Annotated in this window: 12 protein-coding genes and 2 pseudogenes; 6 read left to right on the top strand and 8 right to left on the bottom strand. The window is 52.4% G+C overall.

Features of this window, described 5'->3' with window-relative positions; all coding sequences use genetic code 11:
* Positions 1–118 precede the first annotated feature (118 nt).
* The 3 genes and pseudogenes from KW808_RS14300 to KW808_RS14290 all read right to left on the bottom strand — a co-directional run bounded on the left by KW808_RS14300 (position 119) and on the right by KW808_RS14290 (position 2519).
* On the bottom strand, positions 119–928 hold the full coding sequence (locus tag KW808_RS14300; RefSeq protein WP_003862816.1) for a nucleotidyl transferase AbiEii/AbiGii toxin family protein: 810 nt from the start codon (positions 926–928) through the stop codon (positions 119–121).
* A complete protein-coding gene (locus KW808_RS14295; RefSeq protein ID WP_003862818.1) occupies positions 888–2015 on the bottom strand; it encodes a type IV toxin-antitoxin system AbiEi family antitoxin in 1128 nt (375 codons plus the stop codon). Before KW808_RS14295 ends, KW808_RS14300 begins: the two co-directional genes overlap by 41 nt.
* 59 nt (positions 2016–2074) lie before the next feature.
* Positions 2075–2519: pseudogene (locus KW808_RS14290) on the bottom strand (NAD(+)--rifampin ADP-ribosyltransferase).
* A 164-nt stretch (positions 2520–2683) separates the two neighbouring features.
* On the opposite strand from KW808_RS14290, the gene KW808_RS14285 reads away from it, so the two are divergent.
* Together KW808_RS14285 and KW808_RS14280 are read left to right on the top strand one after the other, a co-directional pair.
* Complete coding sequence (locus KW808_RS14285; protein ID WP_003862822.1) at positions 2684–3253, top strand: helix-turn-helix domain-containing protein; 570 nt, start codon at positions 2684–2686, stop codon at positions 3251–3253.
* A 21-nt stretch (positions 3254–3274) separates the two neighbouring features.
* A pseudogene (locus KW808_RS14280) lies at positions 3275–4423 on the top strand (aminotransferase class I/II-fold pyridoxal phosphate-dependent enzyme).
* Here the strand turns inward: KW808_RS14280 and KW808_RS14275 are convergent.
* From KW808_RS14275 to KW808_RS14260, 4 genes are read right to left on the bottom strand one after another with little or no spacing between them, the layout of a single operon-like run.
* Positions 4420–5463 carry an LLM class flavin-dependent oxidoreductase gene (locus tag KW808_RS14275; RefSeq protein WP_499652255.1) on the bottom strand — a complete coding sequence of 348 codons (1044 nt, stop codon included), beginning with the start codon at positions 5461–5463 and terminating at the stop codon, positions 4420–4422. The pseudogene KW808_RS14280 and the gene KW808_RS14275 sit on opposite strands and share 4 nt — an antisense overlap.
* Before the next feature lie 10 nt (positions 5464–5473).
* A complete protein-coding gene (locus KW808_RS14270) occupies positions 5474–6646 on the bottom strand; it encodes an NAD(P)-binding domain-containing protein (protein WP_003862826.1) in 1173 nt (390 codons plus the stop codon).
* 22 nt (positions 6647–6668) lie between these two features.
* Positions 6669–7634 carry a cation diffusion facilitator family transporter gene (locus tag KW808_RS14265; RefSeq protein ID WP_003862828.1) on the bottom strand — a complete coding sequence of 322 codons (966 nt, stop codon included), beginning with the start codon at positions 7632–7634 and terminating at the stop codon, positions 6669–6671.
* On the bottom strand, positions 7631–8002 hold the full coding sequence (locus KW808_RS14260; protein ID WP_020948644.1) for an ArsR/SmtB family transcription factor: 372 nt from the start codon (positions 8000–8002) through the stop codon (positions 7631–7633). Before KW808_RS14260 ends, KW808_RS14265 begins: the two co-directional genes overlap by 4 nt.
* Positions 8003–8691: 689 nt before the next feature.
* Between KW808_RS14260 and KW808_RS14255 the strand changes: the two genes are divergently transcribed.
* The 3 genes from KW808_RS14255 (at position 8692) to KW808_RS14245 (ending at position 13301) form a co-directional block, all read left to right on the top strand.
* Positions 8692–10041 (top strand): sodium/glutamate symporter, encoded by a 1350-nt coding sequence (locus KW808_RS14255; RefSeq protein ID WP_003862831.1) that lies wholly within the window; start codon positions 8692–8694, stop codon positions 10039–10041.
* A 293-nt stretch (positions 10042–10334) separates the two neighbouring features.
* A complete protein-coding gene (gene clpB, locus KW808_RS14250; protein ID WP_003862833.1) occupies positions 10335–12893 on the top strand; it encodes an ATP-dependent chaperone ClpB in 2559 nt (852 codons plus the stop codon).
* 6 nt (positions 12894–12899) lie between these two features.
* On the top strand, positions 12900–13301 hold the full coding sequence (locus KW808_RS14245) for a DUF4265 domain-containing protein (RefSeq protein WP_003862836.1): 402 nt from the start codon (positions 12900–12902) through the stop codon (positions 13299–13301).
* A gap of 7 nt (positions 13302–13308) precedes the next feature.
* On the opposite strand, the gene cmr is transcribed toward KW808_RS14245, so the two are convergent.
* Entirely contained in the window at positions 13309–14688 is a 1380-nt protein-coding gene (gene cmr, locus KW808_RS14240; RefSeq protein WP_003862838.1) for a multidrug efflux MFS transporter Cmr, read from the bottom strand.
* Positions 14689–14842: 154 nt separating this feature from the next.
* Here cmr and KW808_RS14235 point away from each other — a divergent pair, with 154 nt between their 5' ends.
* Complete coding sequence (locus KW808_RS14235) at positions 14843–15565, top strand: helix-turn-helix domain-containing protein (RefSeq protein ID WP_003862839.1); 723 nt, start codon at positions 14843–14845, stop codon at positions 15563–15565.
* The last annotated feature ends 60 nt before the right edge of the window (positions 15566–15625 follow it).

Raw genomic sequence — 15625 nt, 5'->3', positions numbered from 1 at the left:
TTTTCGTCACCTTGCCGAGGGACGGAAGCTTAAAATGACTGATGGATAAAAGAAAATTAAACAGCCGTGTTCATTAATGTTGAACGTTCAGTAATATTGAACAATGCGGGATTGGAAACTATTCATCGTAACCGAGGGAATCTCTAAGTCCACCTAACAGTGCCTCGACCTGGATACGACGCCGTTCTAATGGGTGACTGTGTTCAGGAGGGGCTTCAAGTGATTCAGCAAATTGGTTTAGCTCAGGAGGAGACTGTTCATTAAATCGATCAAGGAGGGCTTGAGTTTCCTTGTGGCCGAGTATTCTTCCAGTGTCAAGTCCTAGTAATTCAGCTGCCATTGCCTCTGGTTCACCTATGTATCCTTGATTTTCCAGGGCAAAATAGCGATTCCATAAAGTTTCTACATCCTCTTCGTACCACGACAAGATTAATGCTAGATCGCTTGCATCTTTGATGTTATTTTCTTTACGGTCGAGCCATGCATGTAGCTTTAGCGCAGTAAGTCCGGGAACTGTAGGCAACTTAATGTCTATCGCATCATTTAGGGGATATAGCTCAGCTTGCTCGAATACTTCCTTGAACCCAGAGACATTAAGTAGATGACCTTTTCTGGACAAGACTTCACCGGGTGGGTTTTCAATATTTCCGAATGGCACGAGATCTACTGGAATGTTTCCAATGGTGATTCCTTGCCATGCGTTACCAGTCGGTGAGAATTGTTGCTTTAATAGATTGAAGTCGTCCCAGCTTTCTAAAGCTAAAGCGAAGTCAACATCCTTAGTTCTTCTACCCGCTGTTTGATCGCGATATTTTTGCTGGTGAATGTCTCTACATCGTGCTCCAACGAGCATAATATTTTCGATATCAATAAACTTGGACAGCTTGTTAACTACTAAAATAATGTCCGCGTTCGGTGAATTCATCATGGTCTGTGTATTCCTGAATCTGAGTTTTTATAATGTAGGCAACTTCCGATAGGCGCGGATCCCCAACGGACAGTAAATCTGCATAGATTACTGGTAATGGAGCGATCGGCCACATGTTAAATGGGGTTGGAAAAGCTAGCGATAGATTTCTTTTATGGTAGCTTTCATTATGCTTTTTTGATTGGCGCCAAAATGCTCGTCGAACTAATACCTGGCCCTCGGTATCATCTCTCCGAAGTCGTCCTTGTTGAATGATTTTGTTAGTGGCCTTGTCGTCGCTGTCATCGTTGACATAAATATGTGCAGTATTTCCGCCACTGATAAGTTTTGGGACAGCTTGTTCGCCACTGATCCACCCAAGAGGTTCAATGTTTTTAAAGCGATTAAGGTCTCCATTGCCTCTGAAAGTTTGTTGGCTTACACCGAGCCCAGTCGGATAGGCATGCGCCCATGAATCAAGCAGTGCATCGCCTTTCATGAGTCGGTATCCGCTTTCTATTTTGCGCAAGTAGCCAGCTTCGGTGAGTAATTCAAGAGTTTGGATCGCGGTGCCAACAGAGACAGACGCTGAGTCTGCAATCTCGCGGATTGGTGACCTTAATATGGCTGGTTGTGCAAGCAATGCTCCGGATACTTGAGCTCTGCGAGGAGTGAAAAGTGATGCAGTTCGACGATCTGGTGTTCGTCTTTTGATTTTCTTCGATGAATCGGTGCTTGTTTTACCGCGGACATCGATATGGACCCCAGGCCATGATGCGAAACCATTGCCTCGTTGGTCGGCGAACATAAACCCTTGTTCGCGCAAAAGTTCAGCAACTCGAGGGGGAATACTTGGGGATAAGATAAAGAACTTGTCCACAGACTGTGGCAGTGTAAATCGGAGATATTTCAAGTTGGGGAAATATAGCGCATGCACTATTTTTGACGCATTCACCGATTCAAAATTTTTAATCCTTAACTTGGCTTCGCCCATATCGGCGAAGGGTTCGTCTTCTAAAGTCTTGCCTTGAACCTGTCCAAGGAGTTCAAAGGGAAGTCCCGTCTGAAAGAACGATTCATTCCAGTCCTCAAAAGTTACCATTGGCATAATCTAAGTGTAGCGTGTGTTCATCAATATTGAACGTTCACTAATATTGAACGATGCAGCTAGTTAATGATTTCTACGCTCTTATCGGAGGTAATTGCGTAACCTTTCCCTCCACTTCGCTAGTGCCTCAGGAGTTAACCGCGTCCAATCGGTGATCTCTCGAATAATCTGCAGCAGTTCGTCACTGCGATAAGACCTCGTTGGATTGCCTGGAAACTTCTTGTCGGTCACGTTGGGATCGTTGTCAAAACTCCCCAGTGGTTTCACTTCATAAACTCGCGGAGTTTTCCGGGGAACTGAAACATCGTCCGATAGGCCAGCGTCTAATTCAGCAGCGATTTCGGCAGCAAGCCCAGCGCCATTAATCAGAGCGGTGAAATAAACATGGTTCATGATTATGTCAGGACGGTAATTAGACTTATGACCAGGTTTAAGGAGGTCACCAGGTTGAAGCCGCGCTATTGTTCCGTGGAAAAAGGGGCCCTGATCTAGCTGATTATTCATCGCAGTAAGCGCTTTCGGTAGGTGGGTGAATCATCGTAGTCTTCCGAGCCCCGTGACCCGATCCGTTTTGTGCAATCCAATGCTACTCCCACAGAGCGGGCTACTTTCTCTAAAAATGTTCTCATAGTAGATAAAATTGTTCTTAAAGCGACATTATTGTCTGCATGGAAGACGATCTCAGTCCTGCTCTCGTCAAAGCGCTTTTCGACGCGCGAACCCAACGCAGGCTCTCTATCTCGGCGTTAGCTGAATCCTCCGGTGTGTCACGAGCAATGATTTCCCGCGTGGAAAACGCAGAGGCGCAACCAAGCGCTGCATTACTTGGACGCCTTTCCGGTGCATTGGGTATGACGCTTTCGGAGCTCATTGCACAGGCTGAAGGCGGCTATGACCGGGGCGCTCGGCGGTCAAAGCAGTCTGTATGGACAGATCCAGCTACCGGTTACACACGGCGTGCAGTGTCACAGCCGTCAGAATCCCCACTAGAACTAGTGGAAGTAATGCTGCCTCCTGGGGCGGAAGTTGGCTACCCAGCTGATGCTTATCGTTTCATGGATCAGGTGGTCTGGGTACTCGAAGGGGCCGTTCGTATTACTGAAGGTGAAGAGGTCCACGAACTTTCAACGGGGGATTGTCTACGGTTTGGGCCTCCGCGAGACACCGACTTTGCTAATCCCACCACCGTAGCCACTAGGTATTTAGTTGCCTTGGACAAGCGTGTACCTCGTGCTTGATATAACAAGTAAGGAAGCCTGATGAATTTTTACCCACCATCTGTACCTATTAACCCTGCGTGGCGTCCACCCACAGTAACTGTGCAAGCGGGACGGCCAGCCAGAACTCCTGGTGCGCCGATGAACCCACCTATCACGTTGTCCAGCACTTATGTTCATGATTCAGAAAAAGCTTATGGGCGCGATGGCAATGATGGATGGGGTGCATTTGAGGCTGCCATGGGAACTCTAGATGGTGGGTTCGCGGTATCTTATTCTTCAGGTTTGGCAGTGGCAACGTCGATTGCTGATTTGGTTCCTACTGGTGGCACAGTTGTTTTACCTAAAGCTGCCTATTATGGCGTGACCAATATTTTCGCCAGGATGGAAGCCCGCGGAAGGCTGAAGGTTCGAACTGTTGATGCAGACAATACCGAAGAAGTGATTGCTGCTGCTCAAGGTGCAGATGTGGTGTGGGTGGAATCGATCGCTAATCCGACGATGGTGGTAGCTGATATCCCTGCAATAGTCGACGGTGTGCGTGGGCTTGGAGTTTTGACTGTCGTTGACGCGACTTTCGCAACGCCACTTCGTCAACGTCCATTGGAACTTGGTGCTGATATTGTGCTTTACTCGGCAACCAAACTTATCGGTGGACACTCTGATCTTCTTCTTGGAGTCGCAGTGTGCAAGTCTGAGCACCATGCGCAGTTTCTTGCCACTCACCGTCATGATCATGGTTCAGTGCCGGGAGGTCTTGAAGCGTTTCTTGCTCTCCGTGGATTGCATTCCTTGGCGGTGCGTCTTGATCGAGCAGAATCCAACGCAGCAGAACTTTCGCGGCGACTTAACGCGCATCCTTCGGTTACCCGCGTCAATTATCCAGGACTTCCTGATGATCCCCAACATGAAAAAGCCGTGCGAGTCCTACCCTCTGGATGTGGAAACATGTTGTCATTTGAGCTTGATGCAACACCTGAATGAACTGATGAGATTCTCGAAAGCCTGTCACTTTTAACCCACGCGACCAGTTGGGGAGGTGTGGAAACAGCCATTGAACGTCGCACCAGGCGGGATGCTGAAGTGGTGGCAGGAGTACCGATGACTCTTTGCCGCGTTTCCGTAGGAATTGAAGACGTTGAAGATCTATGGGAAGACCTCAACGCCTCAATCGACAAAGTTCTGGGTTAGAACTCGTAACCGGTGACCAGGCCTTCTGTGTTTGGTTGCCATTCAAGTGCTGGAGCTACATGTTCGGCGAAGTTCTTCAGGATCGACGCGTTGATCTCAACACCCATTTGATTGGGGACGGTGAGCATCAAGGTGTCGGCTTCCATCACAGCTTTGTCTTCCTTGAGCTGGTCGATGAGTTCATCGGGACTTCCGGCGTAGCTGCGACCGAACGTGGATCGGGTATCGTCCAGGATTCCTACTTGGTCACCGCCTTGTCCCTGAAGTCCGAAAAGCTCACGGTCGCGGTCGGTGACGATCGGGAAGATGGACCTGGAGACAGACACACGTGGGGTCCAATCGTGTCCGGCTTCTTTCCAAGCTTGGCGGTAGAACGCGATTTGATCGGCTTGCAGATCCCCGAAGGATTGGCCGGTGGCTTCGGCGACGAGGGTGGAGCTCATCAAGTTAACGCCATCGCGTGCTGCTTGTTCGGCGGTGTTGTGGGAACCGGCGCCCCACCAAATGGATTTACGCAGGTCAGGATCATGCGGGAAGATCGGCAGGGGAGTGCCCGGATGGTAGAGGCGTGGGTATTGATTCTCGGAAGCGATGGACATGGGGCGACCATCGATGGCATCGAAGAAGCGAAGGAATTTCTCCCGTGCCATGCCTGCAGCTTTAGGATCATCACCGCCGTCGTAGCCGAAAGCTTCCCAACCCTTCTCGGCTGGTTCGGGTGATCCCCTGGAAACTCCGAGGGCTAGTCGGCCGTCGGCAAGCAGATTGAGGGCGGCTGCTTCCTCGGCCATATACAAGGGATTTTCATAACGCATATCCACTACTCCAGTGCCCACTTCAATGTGTTTGGTGGCACCGATGATGGCTCCAAGAAGTGGCATCGGGGATGCACCTTGGGGAGCGAAGTGGTGAACGCGGAAGTATGCGCCATTTACTCCAATGGCATCTGCTTCTTTTGCTAATTCCAGTGCTTGTTTCAGCATGGAACGTTCGTGGCCGATTTGATAGTGCCCGAAGCTTAAAAAACCGAATGCTTTCATTTTCTTTACCTTAATTTACGTGAGGGGAGACGTCGACAAGCAATCTTTTAGCAGCAACCCGGCCGGCGACCCTGCCCGCGCGGGTGGCGCCGACCGTGGATGCGGTGGAGCCGTAGCCGACGAGGAGGACACGCGCGTCGGAGGCGGGGCTGACCTCGTCGATCAGCTCGATACCGCGACCTTGCCCGCGGAGTTTCATTGGCGCGAGATGACGCAGTGCGGCGCGGAAGCCGGTATTCCAGAAAATGACGTCCACATCCAGGTGCGTGCCTGCAGGATATGGCTTCCAGCTTTCCGGAACCGCCAGCGTCGTGCCTGCTGAAGGGCCTAAACCTTCAGATCTCTCGGCGGGAGGCTCACCGAAAACCACACCGGTGGGCGTGATTTCCTCGAACATGCCGCGGCTGACAATGAGTCCACGATCCACGCCAGCGAGATAATCAGGAATCTGCGGAATTCCCGTGGTGCGCACGACGCTAGCAGGAGCTTTACCGTTGAACGTGCGTTCGCGGACGGCGCGCTCAACCGCAATGCCCCAGCCGGCGTCGAACTCGCGCTGCGTGAAGTTCGGCGGACGACGCGTCGCCCAGGTGGTTTCCGCCAAGCCTTCCAACTCCAGCAGAAATTGCACAGCACTCAAACCACCGCCGACGACCAGGACTTTCTTACCTTTGAAATCCTCGGCCTTGCGGTAATTAACGGTGTGGAGCTGCTTGCCCTGGAATTTATCGATGCCAGGAATGTACGGAACATAAGGGTTTGTCCACGTACCTGTTGCATTAAGAACCATGCGGGTAATCCACTCTCGACCATCGTCGCTGCTCACGCGCAATGGGCTCGAAGGATCCTCGGAAGTGGGCTCAACTCGTGAGACTTTGACTGGGCGCACAACTGCGAAGGAGAACTCGTTCTCGTAAGCGCCGTAATAATCAGCAACCAATGTGGAAGCCGGAGTTTTCGGATCGGGGCGATTCATGGGAAGCCCTGGGAGATCGGCGATTCCGTGGGCTTTACCTAATGTGAGTGAATCCCACCTATGCCGCCAGGCGCCACCGGGTCCGTCGTTGGAATCGAGGACGAGAAAATCTTTTCCGGGAGTGAAACCGCGGCGGGAAAGTTCATGCGCCGCCGCGAGTCCAGCCTGACCTGCTCCAATGATGATTGCTTCATAATTTGTTGACATATCAACAATTGTATCACGGGATTCAAGGTTTGGAAGGGGTGATGGTTACAGTCATTTCATCCACATTGGGAAGATGTTGTTTGACGGAAAGCTCAGCCTCAAGGGCGATTGCGGTGGCTTCCGATAGCGATGATGTAGAAGTGCTGACCGTGGCATCGCCGTGAAGACGGTGTCCAACCCACCTCAACCTCAGTCGATCAATCGACTCAATTTCCTTCACGTGCCAGATCGCGTGCGTTGCCTTATCTACCAACTCCGGCTCGATGCCATCCATGAGGCGTCTGCCAACCGAACGGATCGTACCAACAAGAAGGGTGGCAATCATCGCGGAAATGATCAATCCGATAATTGGGTCAGCCAGGGGGAATCCCAGAAAAACTCCAACACCACCTGCGACAACTGCAACCAAAGCAGCCGAACCAATCCTCTTACCAACACGAATGCGATACATTGCCACAGCCTCATTTCCTAAGAAACCAATAACACCTGCCGCAATCACCCATTCAATATTCTCCATTGGGCGAGGATCAATCATCCGGTCGATCGCCTGCCATGCAGCAACAATCGCCGAAAGAGCAATCATCGCGACAATAAACAACCCCGCTAAATCCTCCGCGCGATTGAATCCATACGTATATTTTTGAGTCGCTGCGCGCCGGGAAAGTATGAAAGCAATCCAAAGAGGAATCGCAGTCAATGCGTCGGAAAGGTTGTGAACCGTATCCGCCAACAGTGCAACAGATCCAGAAAAAGACACAATGATAGCCTGCAAAACCGTCGTGAGCAGCATCAATACAAGGCTAAACTTCAGCGCTCGAATGCCCTCCGAGTTCGCCTCCATAGCATCATCAATCGAGTCGGCGGTGTCATGGGAGTGTGGAACGAAAATCCCGTACAAAAATCCTTTGAATCCGGTGGGGTGATGGTGGTCGTGACCCTCGTGGTTGTGCGTGGAGTGGCTATGTTCTTGGTGACTGTGGGTGGTCATGATTGTTCTCGTTCTCGGTGGTGGTGTGGGGGAGTCTGGCCGTCCGCAATGGTGTGTTCCGCCTGAAAAATAGCGTCGGAGACTAGCTGTGATGCGTGTTCATTGGTGAGTTTGTAGAAAACTCGTTGACCTTCTTGGCGGGTGGACACGATTCGGGCCATGCGCAGCCGGGCGAGGTGTTGGGAAACTGCTGCGGGGGATTTATCGACGATGTCCGCGAGGTGGTTTACGGAAAGTTCACCACTGTTTCGAAGTGCCAAGATGATGCGAACTCGAGTGGCGTCCGCGAGGAGTCCGAAAACTTCGACGGCAAGTTCGACGTATTGGCTATCCGGGTTCATTCCGCACATTTTCTTATCTGCATTCATGCGCAGATTATCGCACAACTGCCGTTGTTGTGGCTAGGGATGGCTTGAAATGGTGAAGTTTGGTCTGCGGTCGGCAAGGTCTGGCAGTAATTGAGGCGTTAATTAGGGCATCGAGGGGTGGAGTTTTGGAAAACCGGACTGGGGTGACAGGAATCTGGAAATTCACTTGGCTTTGTCACGCCTGTCTGGTTTAACTCGTGGGAAGCCGGACACACGTGACAAAGATTCGACTTTTCCGCCGCTTTTGTCACGCCTGTCTGGTCTGGCTCGAAGAGAGTGATTTCACGGCCAAGATCCCAGAAAAGTTAACCTCACAGAATCGCTTCTAAGGGCCTGAAAGTGTCGCGACCACATCTATGTTCATTCCAAAAACTCGGCCTCTTAAATCACCACTGAGGCATGCGCACCTTTCATACCCTGAGAAAGTTCCGAGAATGCACCAATAAAGCCCCAACAGCACCCGGCAATGCCACCAACCCGAGCCTATTCCCTGCAGATTTTGTCGATCCGTATAGGAAATGTGGAAGATCCGCGCCACTCGATTAGGGTTGTTGTGTTTTGTTCAACAATTGCGCCCCAAAACCCGCGCACTAGAACGCAAAACAAAAACCAGTAAGGCTGAACCCGGCCGAATGTAACTGAATCTCAAAAAAGATTTCTATGAAGAAGTGGAAGGAAGTGCTTTAGGTATGGAGTACACACCATTTAGTCTGATTCTCGATGTGGGGTGGATCTCGGGGTTGATGATCATCGGCAATATCATGCGCCGGAAGATTCCGTTTTTCCAGACTTTGCTCATTCCTTCCTCTATTACTGCTGGCATCATCGGCATGATTTTGGGGCCTAAGGTGTTGGGTCTGATTGGTTGGTCGGATCATCTTTCCACTTACACCACGGTGCTCATTGCGATTGTGTTTGCTTCGATGCCGTATTCGATGAAGTTTGACCGTGGCGTGCGTACTGGCATGAAGACGATGTGGGCGTATTCGACTGCGATGTTTGTGGGGCAGTGGGGTCTGTTCATTTTGCTGGGTCTGTTTTTGTTCCAGCCGGTGTGGGGTACTGATGAGTGGTTCGGCATGATGTTGCCGGTTGGTTTTGTTGGTGGTTTTGGTACTGCTGCTGCGGTGGGTACTGCATTGGAGTCTTCGGGTGCGGAGGCTGCGATGTCTTTGGGCTTTACCTCTGCGACGGTGGGTACTTTTGCTGCGATTGTTGGTGGAATTATTTTCACAACGTGGGGTATTAAGAAGGGTAAGACTGCGGCAATGCCTGCGCAGTTGCCGTGGGATTTGCGTTCGGGTTATATCGATAAGCTGAGTGATCGTCCGTCGATTGGTAAGGCGAGTACGAATCCGTCTGCGATTGAGCCTTTGGCGCTGCATACTGGCATTATTTTGTTGACTGTTGCGGCTGCGTATTCCATTAATCAGTGGCTGATCGGTATGTTCCCAACCGTGCAGATTCCGTTGTTTGCGATGTCATTTGTGGTCGGCATTGTGGGCATGGGAATTATGCGTTTGTTGAAGAAGCCTGAGTATTTGGATCGCGACACCGTGAATTCCGTGTCGGGCGCGGCGACGGATTACCTCATTGCGTTTGGTATTGCCTCGATTGCTCCTGCTGCGATTGCTGATTACTGGGTTCCTCTTGTGGTGCTGTTTGTTTTGGGCACCATCTACTGTTGTTTCTTCTTTTTCTGGGTTGCGCCTCGTTTCTTTGGCGAGAAGTGGCTGGAGCGTGCGATCTTCGGTTGGGGTTGGGCTACTGCCGCGGTTGCTACCGGTATCGCGTTGTTGAAGATCGTGGATCCGAAGTTGAAGTCGGGAACGCTTAATGAGTACGGCGTGGCTTATATCGGTTTCGCTCCGTTTGAAATCGGCATGACCATCATCGCGCCGATCGCGGTGCTCGCAGGCTTTACTATGGGGTTGGGTTGGGCGTCGTTGATTGTTGCGATCGTGATTTTTGGCCTCGCGTGGGGTCTGAAGTGGTTGCCGGAGCGCGGACATGTCCGCGGCGAGGGTAAGCCGCAATAAAGGTTGGAAGCGCCGGGTCTAGGTCCGGCGCTTTTTTCGTACGCTTTTCGACGCCTCCCTCCACGTAACATTAAAGTTACGGGTTTTCCCTGATGCTTAAGTGGTAGTCAGTGCTTAAACTTGACTGCGGTCCACTCAATTTATTTTCAAATTTTTTGAACTTGAGTGGAACATACTCAACTCTTTGTGCGTTATAGATATTAGAGAGTTAAATAATGGCGCTTGACCTGCAGGAAATTGAGATCAACACTGATTGTGTAGGTTGGCGCCCAACAAAGAAAGGGCGTTGAAAGATGAGTTCATTCAATCCAACTACCAAAACCAATGAAGCCATGCAGGCTGCTCTTCAGCAGGCATCCTCGGCTGGCAACCCTGATATTCGTCCAGCTCACCTGTTGGCTGCCATCTTGGAGCAAACTGATGGCGTAGCAGCGCCAGTCCTCACGGCTACTGGTGTGGATCCTAAGGAGATCCTCGCAGAGGCCAAGAAGTTGGTTGCTTCTTACCCCAAGGCTTCTGGCGCCAATATGGCTAATCCAAACTTCAACCGGGATGCCCTCAATGCGTTCACTGCAGCTCAGGAGCTTGCCGGTGAGTTGGGCGATGAGTACGTGTCAACCGAAGTACTGCTTGCCGGTATCGCTCGCGGAAAGTCTGATGCTGCGGATCTGTTGACCAACAAGGGTGCAACCTATGACGCCATCAAGGAGGCCTTCCCTTCGGTTCGTGGATCTCAGCGTGTCACCACTCAGGATCCAGAGGGACAGTTCCAGGCTTTGGAAAAGTACTCCACTGACCTGACCAAGCTTGCTCGTGAAGGCAAGATTGATCCTGTTATTGGCCGTGACCATGAAATTCGTCGCGTCGTTCAGGTGCTTAGCCGTCGTACCAAGAACAATCCTGTTCTGATCGGTGAGCCAGGTGTCGGTAAAACCGCCATCGTGGAAGGCCTTGCACGCCGCATCGTTGCTGGTGACGTTCCAGAATCCCTCAAGGGCAAAACTCTGATCAGTCTTGATCTTGGTTCCATGGTTGCCGGTGCTAAGTATCGCGGTGAATTCGAGGAGCGCCTGAAGGCTGTTCTGGATGAGATCAAGGGAGCTAACGGCGAAGTCGTTACCTTCATCGATGAGCTGCACACCATCGTCGGCGCTGGTGCTTCGGGTGAATCCGCCATGGATGCCGGAAACATGATTAAGCCACTGCTTGCCCGCGGTGAGCTGCGCTTGGTTGGTGCCACCACGCTGAATGAGTACCGCAAGTACATCGAAAAGGACGCTGCCCTGGAGCGTAGGTTCCAGCAGGTTTATGTCGGTGAGCCAACGGTAGAAGATGCCATCGGTATTCTTCGTGGATTGAAGGAACGCTACGAGGTCCATCACGGTGTCCGCATCCAGGACTCCGCACTGGTCGCCGCAGCTGAACTCTCAAACCGCTATATCACCAGCCGTTTCCTTCCTGATAAGGCTATTGACTTAGTTGATGAGGCAGCATCACGCCTGCGCATGGAGATTGATTCTTCACCTCAGGAAATCGATGAGCTGGAGCGTATCGTCCGCCGCCTCGAGATCGAAGAGATGGCGCTGTCCAAGGAATCCGATGCAGCTTCCAAGGAACGTCTAGAAAAGCTGCGCTCGGAACTTGCTGATGAACGCGAAAAGCTCTCTGAGTTGAAGGCTCGTTGGCAGAATGAGAAAACTGCTATTGACGATGTCCGTGAGATGAAAGAAGAGCTGGAAGCGCTGCGTTCTGAGTCGGATATTGCAGAACGTGACGGCAATTATGGTCGTGTCGCAGAGCTGCGCTACGGCCGAATCCCTGAGCTGGAAAAGCAGATCGAGGATGCAGAATCCAAGGTCGAGGTCAATGAAAATGCCATGCTCACTGAGGAGGTCACGCCAGACACGATCGCCGATGTGGTTTCCGCATGGACGGGCATTCCTGCAGGCAAGATGATGCAGGGTGAGACCGAGAAGCTGCTCAACATGGAGAGCGTCTTGGGCAACCGTGTGGTCGGTCAGCTGGAAGCAGTAACTGCAGTGTCTGACGCGGTGCGTCGTTCACGCGCGGGTGTTGCCGATCCAAACCGTCCAACTGGTTCCTTCCTGTTCCTTGGACCTACCGGCGTCGGTAAGACTGAGCTGGCCAAGGCTGTCGCGGAGTTCCTCTTCGATGATGATCGCGCCATGATCCGCATCGATATGTCCGAATACGGTGAGAAGCACTCGGTTGCTCGTCTGGTCGGTGCCCCTCCGGGATACGTCGGCTATGACCAGGGCGGTCAGCTCACTGAGGCAGTGCGCCGTCGTCCGTACACCGTCGTGCTTTTCGACGAGGTGGAGAAGGCTCACCCTGATGTCTTCGATATCCTCCTGCAGGTTCTCGACGAGGGTCGCCTCACCGACGGCCAAGGCCGGACCGTGGATTTCCGCAACACCATCTTGATCCTCACCTCTAACCTGGGCGCAGGCGGTACTCGCGAACAAATGATGGATGCTGTGAAGATGGCATTCAAGCCTGAGTTCGTGAACCGTCTCGATGATGTTGTGATCTTCGATCGTTTGTCCCCTGAGCAGCTGACCAGCATCGTTGATATCCAGATCAAGCAGCTGACTGACCGTTTGGCTGGCCGCAGGCTTAACCTTCGAGTCAGCGACAGCGCGAAGGCTTGGCTGGCGGAGCGTGGCTACGACCCTGCTTATGGTGCTCGTCCGTTGCGCAGGCTGATCCAGCAGGCCATCGGTGATACTTTGGCTAAGGAACTGCTGGCAGGCAACGTCCGTGATGGCGATGGTGTGCTTGTCGACGTCGCCGACGGCGGCCAGAAGCTCGACGTTTCCAGGGCGGTCTAACGGCTCGTGGGCAAGCAGGAAAAGCTGCGCATTCCTCTCGATATTCCGGGAGTGGAATCAGAAGAGGTAGGCGTGGAACTGCTTGCCGAGGGCTACTACCTCGTATCCTCCTTGCCGGCTGTCGCCCAGGATTGTGCCCTGGGCGACGTCGTGCGGGCACACCATGTTGATGAGGTTCTGGAATTTCAAGAAGTAGCAGTTGCTGGCGGAAACAAAACCCTCCGGGTGCTTGTTGATGCCATCGCTGCTGATCAGGTGCGAGCCCAACTAGAAACACTGGGGCTATACGTGGAAGCCCCCATGTCAGAAATGCTAACTGTCAATATTGCCCCCGATTCACCGTCGCATGGTTTGGAGATCTTGCTCGATGATCTGCACGCTCAAGGGGTAATTTTCAGGGCGCTCTAACAGGAACTTATTTCTCAGCAGCTCCCGCAATGTCTTGGCTGGTGGTGGCGTAGTACTGGCTGAGTTTCCGGTAGGACCTCGACATGAATGCCAACAGCACGACAACCAACATGATGGCACCTGATGCGAGGAACATCAGTGCCATGCCGCGAGCTTTACCATCGCCGAGAATGACGCCCCAGATGGTGTCCGCGCCGGGGCCTGCCATCCACGGGATGAGGTAGGCTTCGGCCAAAATCGCCACGATCACTGTGGACAGCGGGTTGGCTGCCATTTCTACCGCCATGGCTAATCCAAATACGCGTCCTTGTTGGCGGAATGGGACGACTCGTTGAAGGATGGTTTGTTCTGCGGCTTCGGCAGCTGGGGTGATAGCCATGAAGATGAAAATTCCCAGGATGTAGAGCCACCACCATTCGCGGATGGCAAATAACATGCCAACAAAAGCCACGCCAACATTAACCAGCAACAAGGTGCGCACAGGGTTTTTGCCCAAGCCAGTTTTGGAGATCACAGCACCACCAACGATGAAGCCGAGGCTGGTGAGTCCAAGCAGTAGCCCCCACAGCTGTGGGCTGAAAAGTTCCAGGCCGTAAGGGTCCATGAGTGCGGAGTACACGCCGCCGATGAGGTTGTTGAAGGACGCAAACAACACAAGCGCGAGCAGTCCCGGAACACTCAGGATGATTTTCATTGATCCTTTAAGGTCAATGCCTTTGGACACGATTGCCAAATCGGAGGTAGGTGTGGGAACTGAATCGTCAGAAACAGTAGGCTGTGCGTCTTCTTGGGTGATGATTTCCGGTTCGTCGATGCGAATCGGCAGCAGATGCAGCAGCGCGACAAGTGAGAGCCCAAGGCAGATCCACAGGGTGATTTCCATGCCCAAGAACCCGATCGCGGAACCAGCAATGACACTGGTGACTAAAAATCCAACACCTTGCACGGCTCCTACCAGGCCGTTTGCTTTGTCACGTTCAGCTTCAGGAACCAGCAAAGTGACCACTGTGGACAGCGCGATGTTGCGCATGTGTTCCACGATTGACCCGATGAGGATGAAAGAAACGAACACCCACAGTGCGGTATTTCCGATGCTCAGGCCGTCTTCCTCCAGCCAAAACACCCACACCAGTGCGCTGAGGCAATAAAACACGAGTGTGGTGACGCTGGAAAACAGCATGACGGATTTCTTGCGGTTGTGATCAACAACGGTTCCGAAAAAGATGGAACAAACGGCGATCAAACCCATGTAAATTCCACTGACGATGCCGGTCAGTGCGACGTTGCCGGTGGAAAGATACATCCAAAACACCACGGCAAAGAACAGAAATCCAGTGGTGACGTTGGAGATCATGGTGTTGATCAGAACTTTATGAAACGTGGACACGGGGTGTCTCCTAAAGATGGGGAGCAAAAACCCTCAAACTGCTGCTAAAAATACAGGATTGGCGCCCGTGACGCTACTGAAAAGGTGGAGGGGCGCGTCGAAAAGCGTTGGCCGGTGCCTGAGCGAAAAACCGTGATGATTAGCATGGTTTGTTGTGAAGATCGATGAATTGATTGCTCTCGCCGCGGAGCAACCCACTCGCATCTCCAGGCGTTCCGGTGTCTCACGCTCGACCCTGAAGCGGGTCGGCGATGGCACCAGTGAGCCCACCCTGTCGACGCTGCGTGAGGTCGCGTTGGCGCTCGGGCTTGATATTAAGGTCGCCGCGCACCACGCCTGCGATCCCTTTGCGGCCGCTGCAGCGCGCACGCTTATCGACGCCTCCGTCCCCGAAAATCCCCACAACCAGGACATTCTCGCTTGGTTGCACCGTTTTGAGCGGTGGAATATCAACGATCCGCTCACCCTTGTCTCTGAAGCCGGAACGCTTCAGGGCATCACACATCGCCAGGATGCGCAGTTTGTGAAACTCAATCCACGCGGCATCGCTGAGCTACCGGAGCTTTTCCAACAGCACAAAACCAAATGGGCGCTGTCGGGCGCTGCGGCTGCCACGGTGATCATGGGGCAAATTGTGCTGGGGAATTCGATTGTGTGGCACGAACCTGCCCACGATCTTGATGTCTCAGCGCTGGGCACCATTGTTGATGTGGCAGAAGATGCCGATCTCATTCTCCTGCCCGCAACGGCCACGGAATTGGTGGGAAGTTACACCCAGGACAGGTTGAATTTTGTGGCACCCGTGCAATTAGTTATTGATCTACACAGCCTCCACATGTTTGAGGAAGCCGATTACCTCACGAGCGGTTGGCGTTAAAATACTTAGCGTACGCACCCCAACGGGTTACCAATGTGAATGGTAGGGGAAGTTTCGATG

The organism is [Brevibacterium] flavum (genome assembly GCF_019317305.1).
Classification (GTDB): Bacteria; Actinomycetota; Actinomycetes; order Mycobacteriales; family Mycobacteriaceae; genus Corynebacterium; species Corynebacterium glutamicum.
The sequence above is the reverse complement of the archived record's forward strand: the minus strand, read 5'-3'. Positions and strand labels throughout refer to the sequence as shown.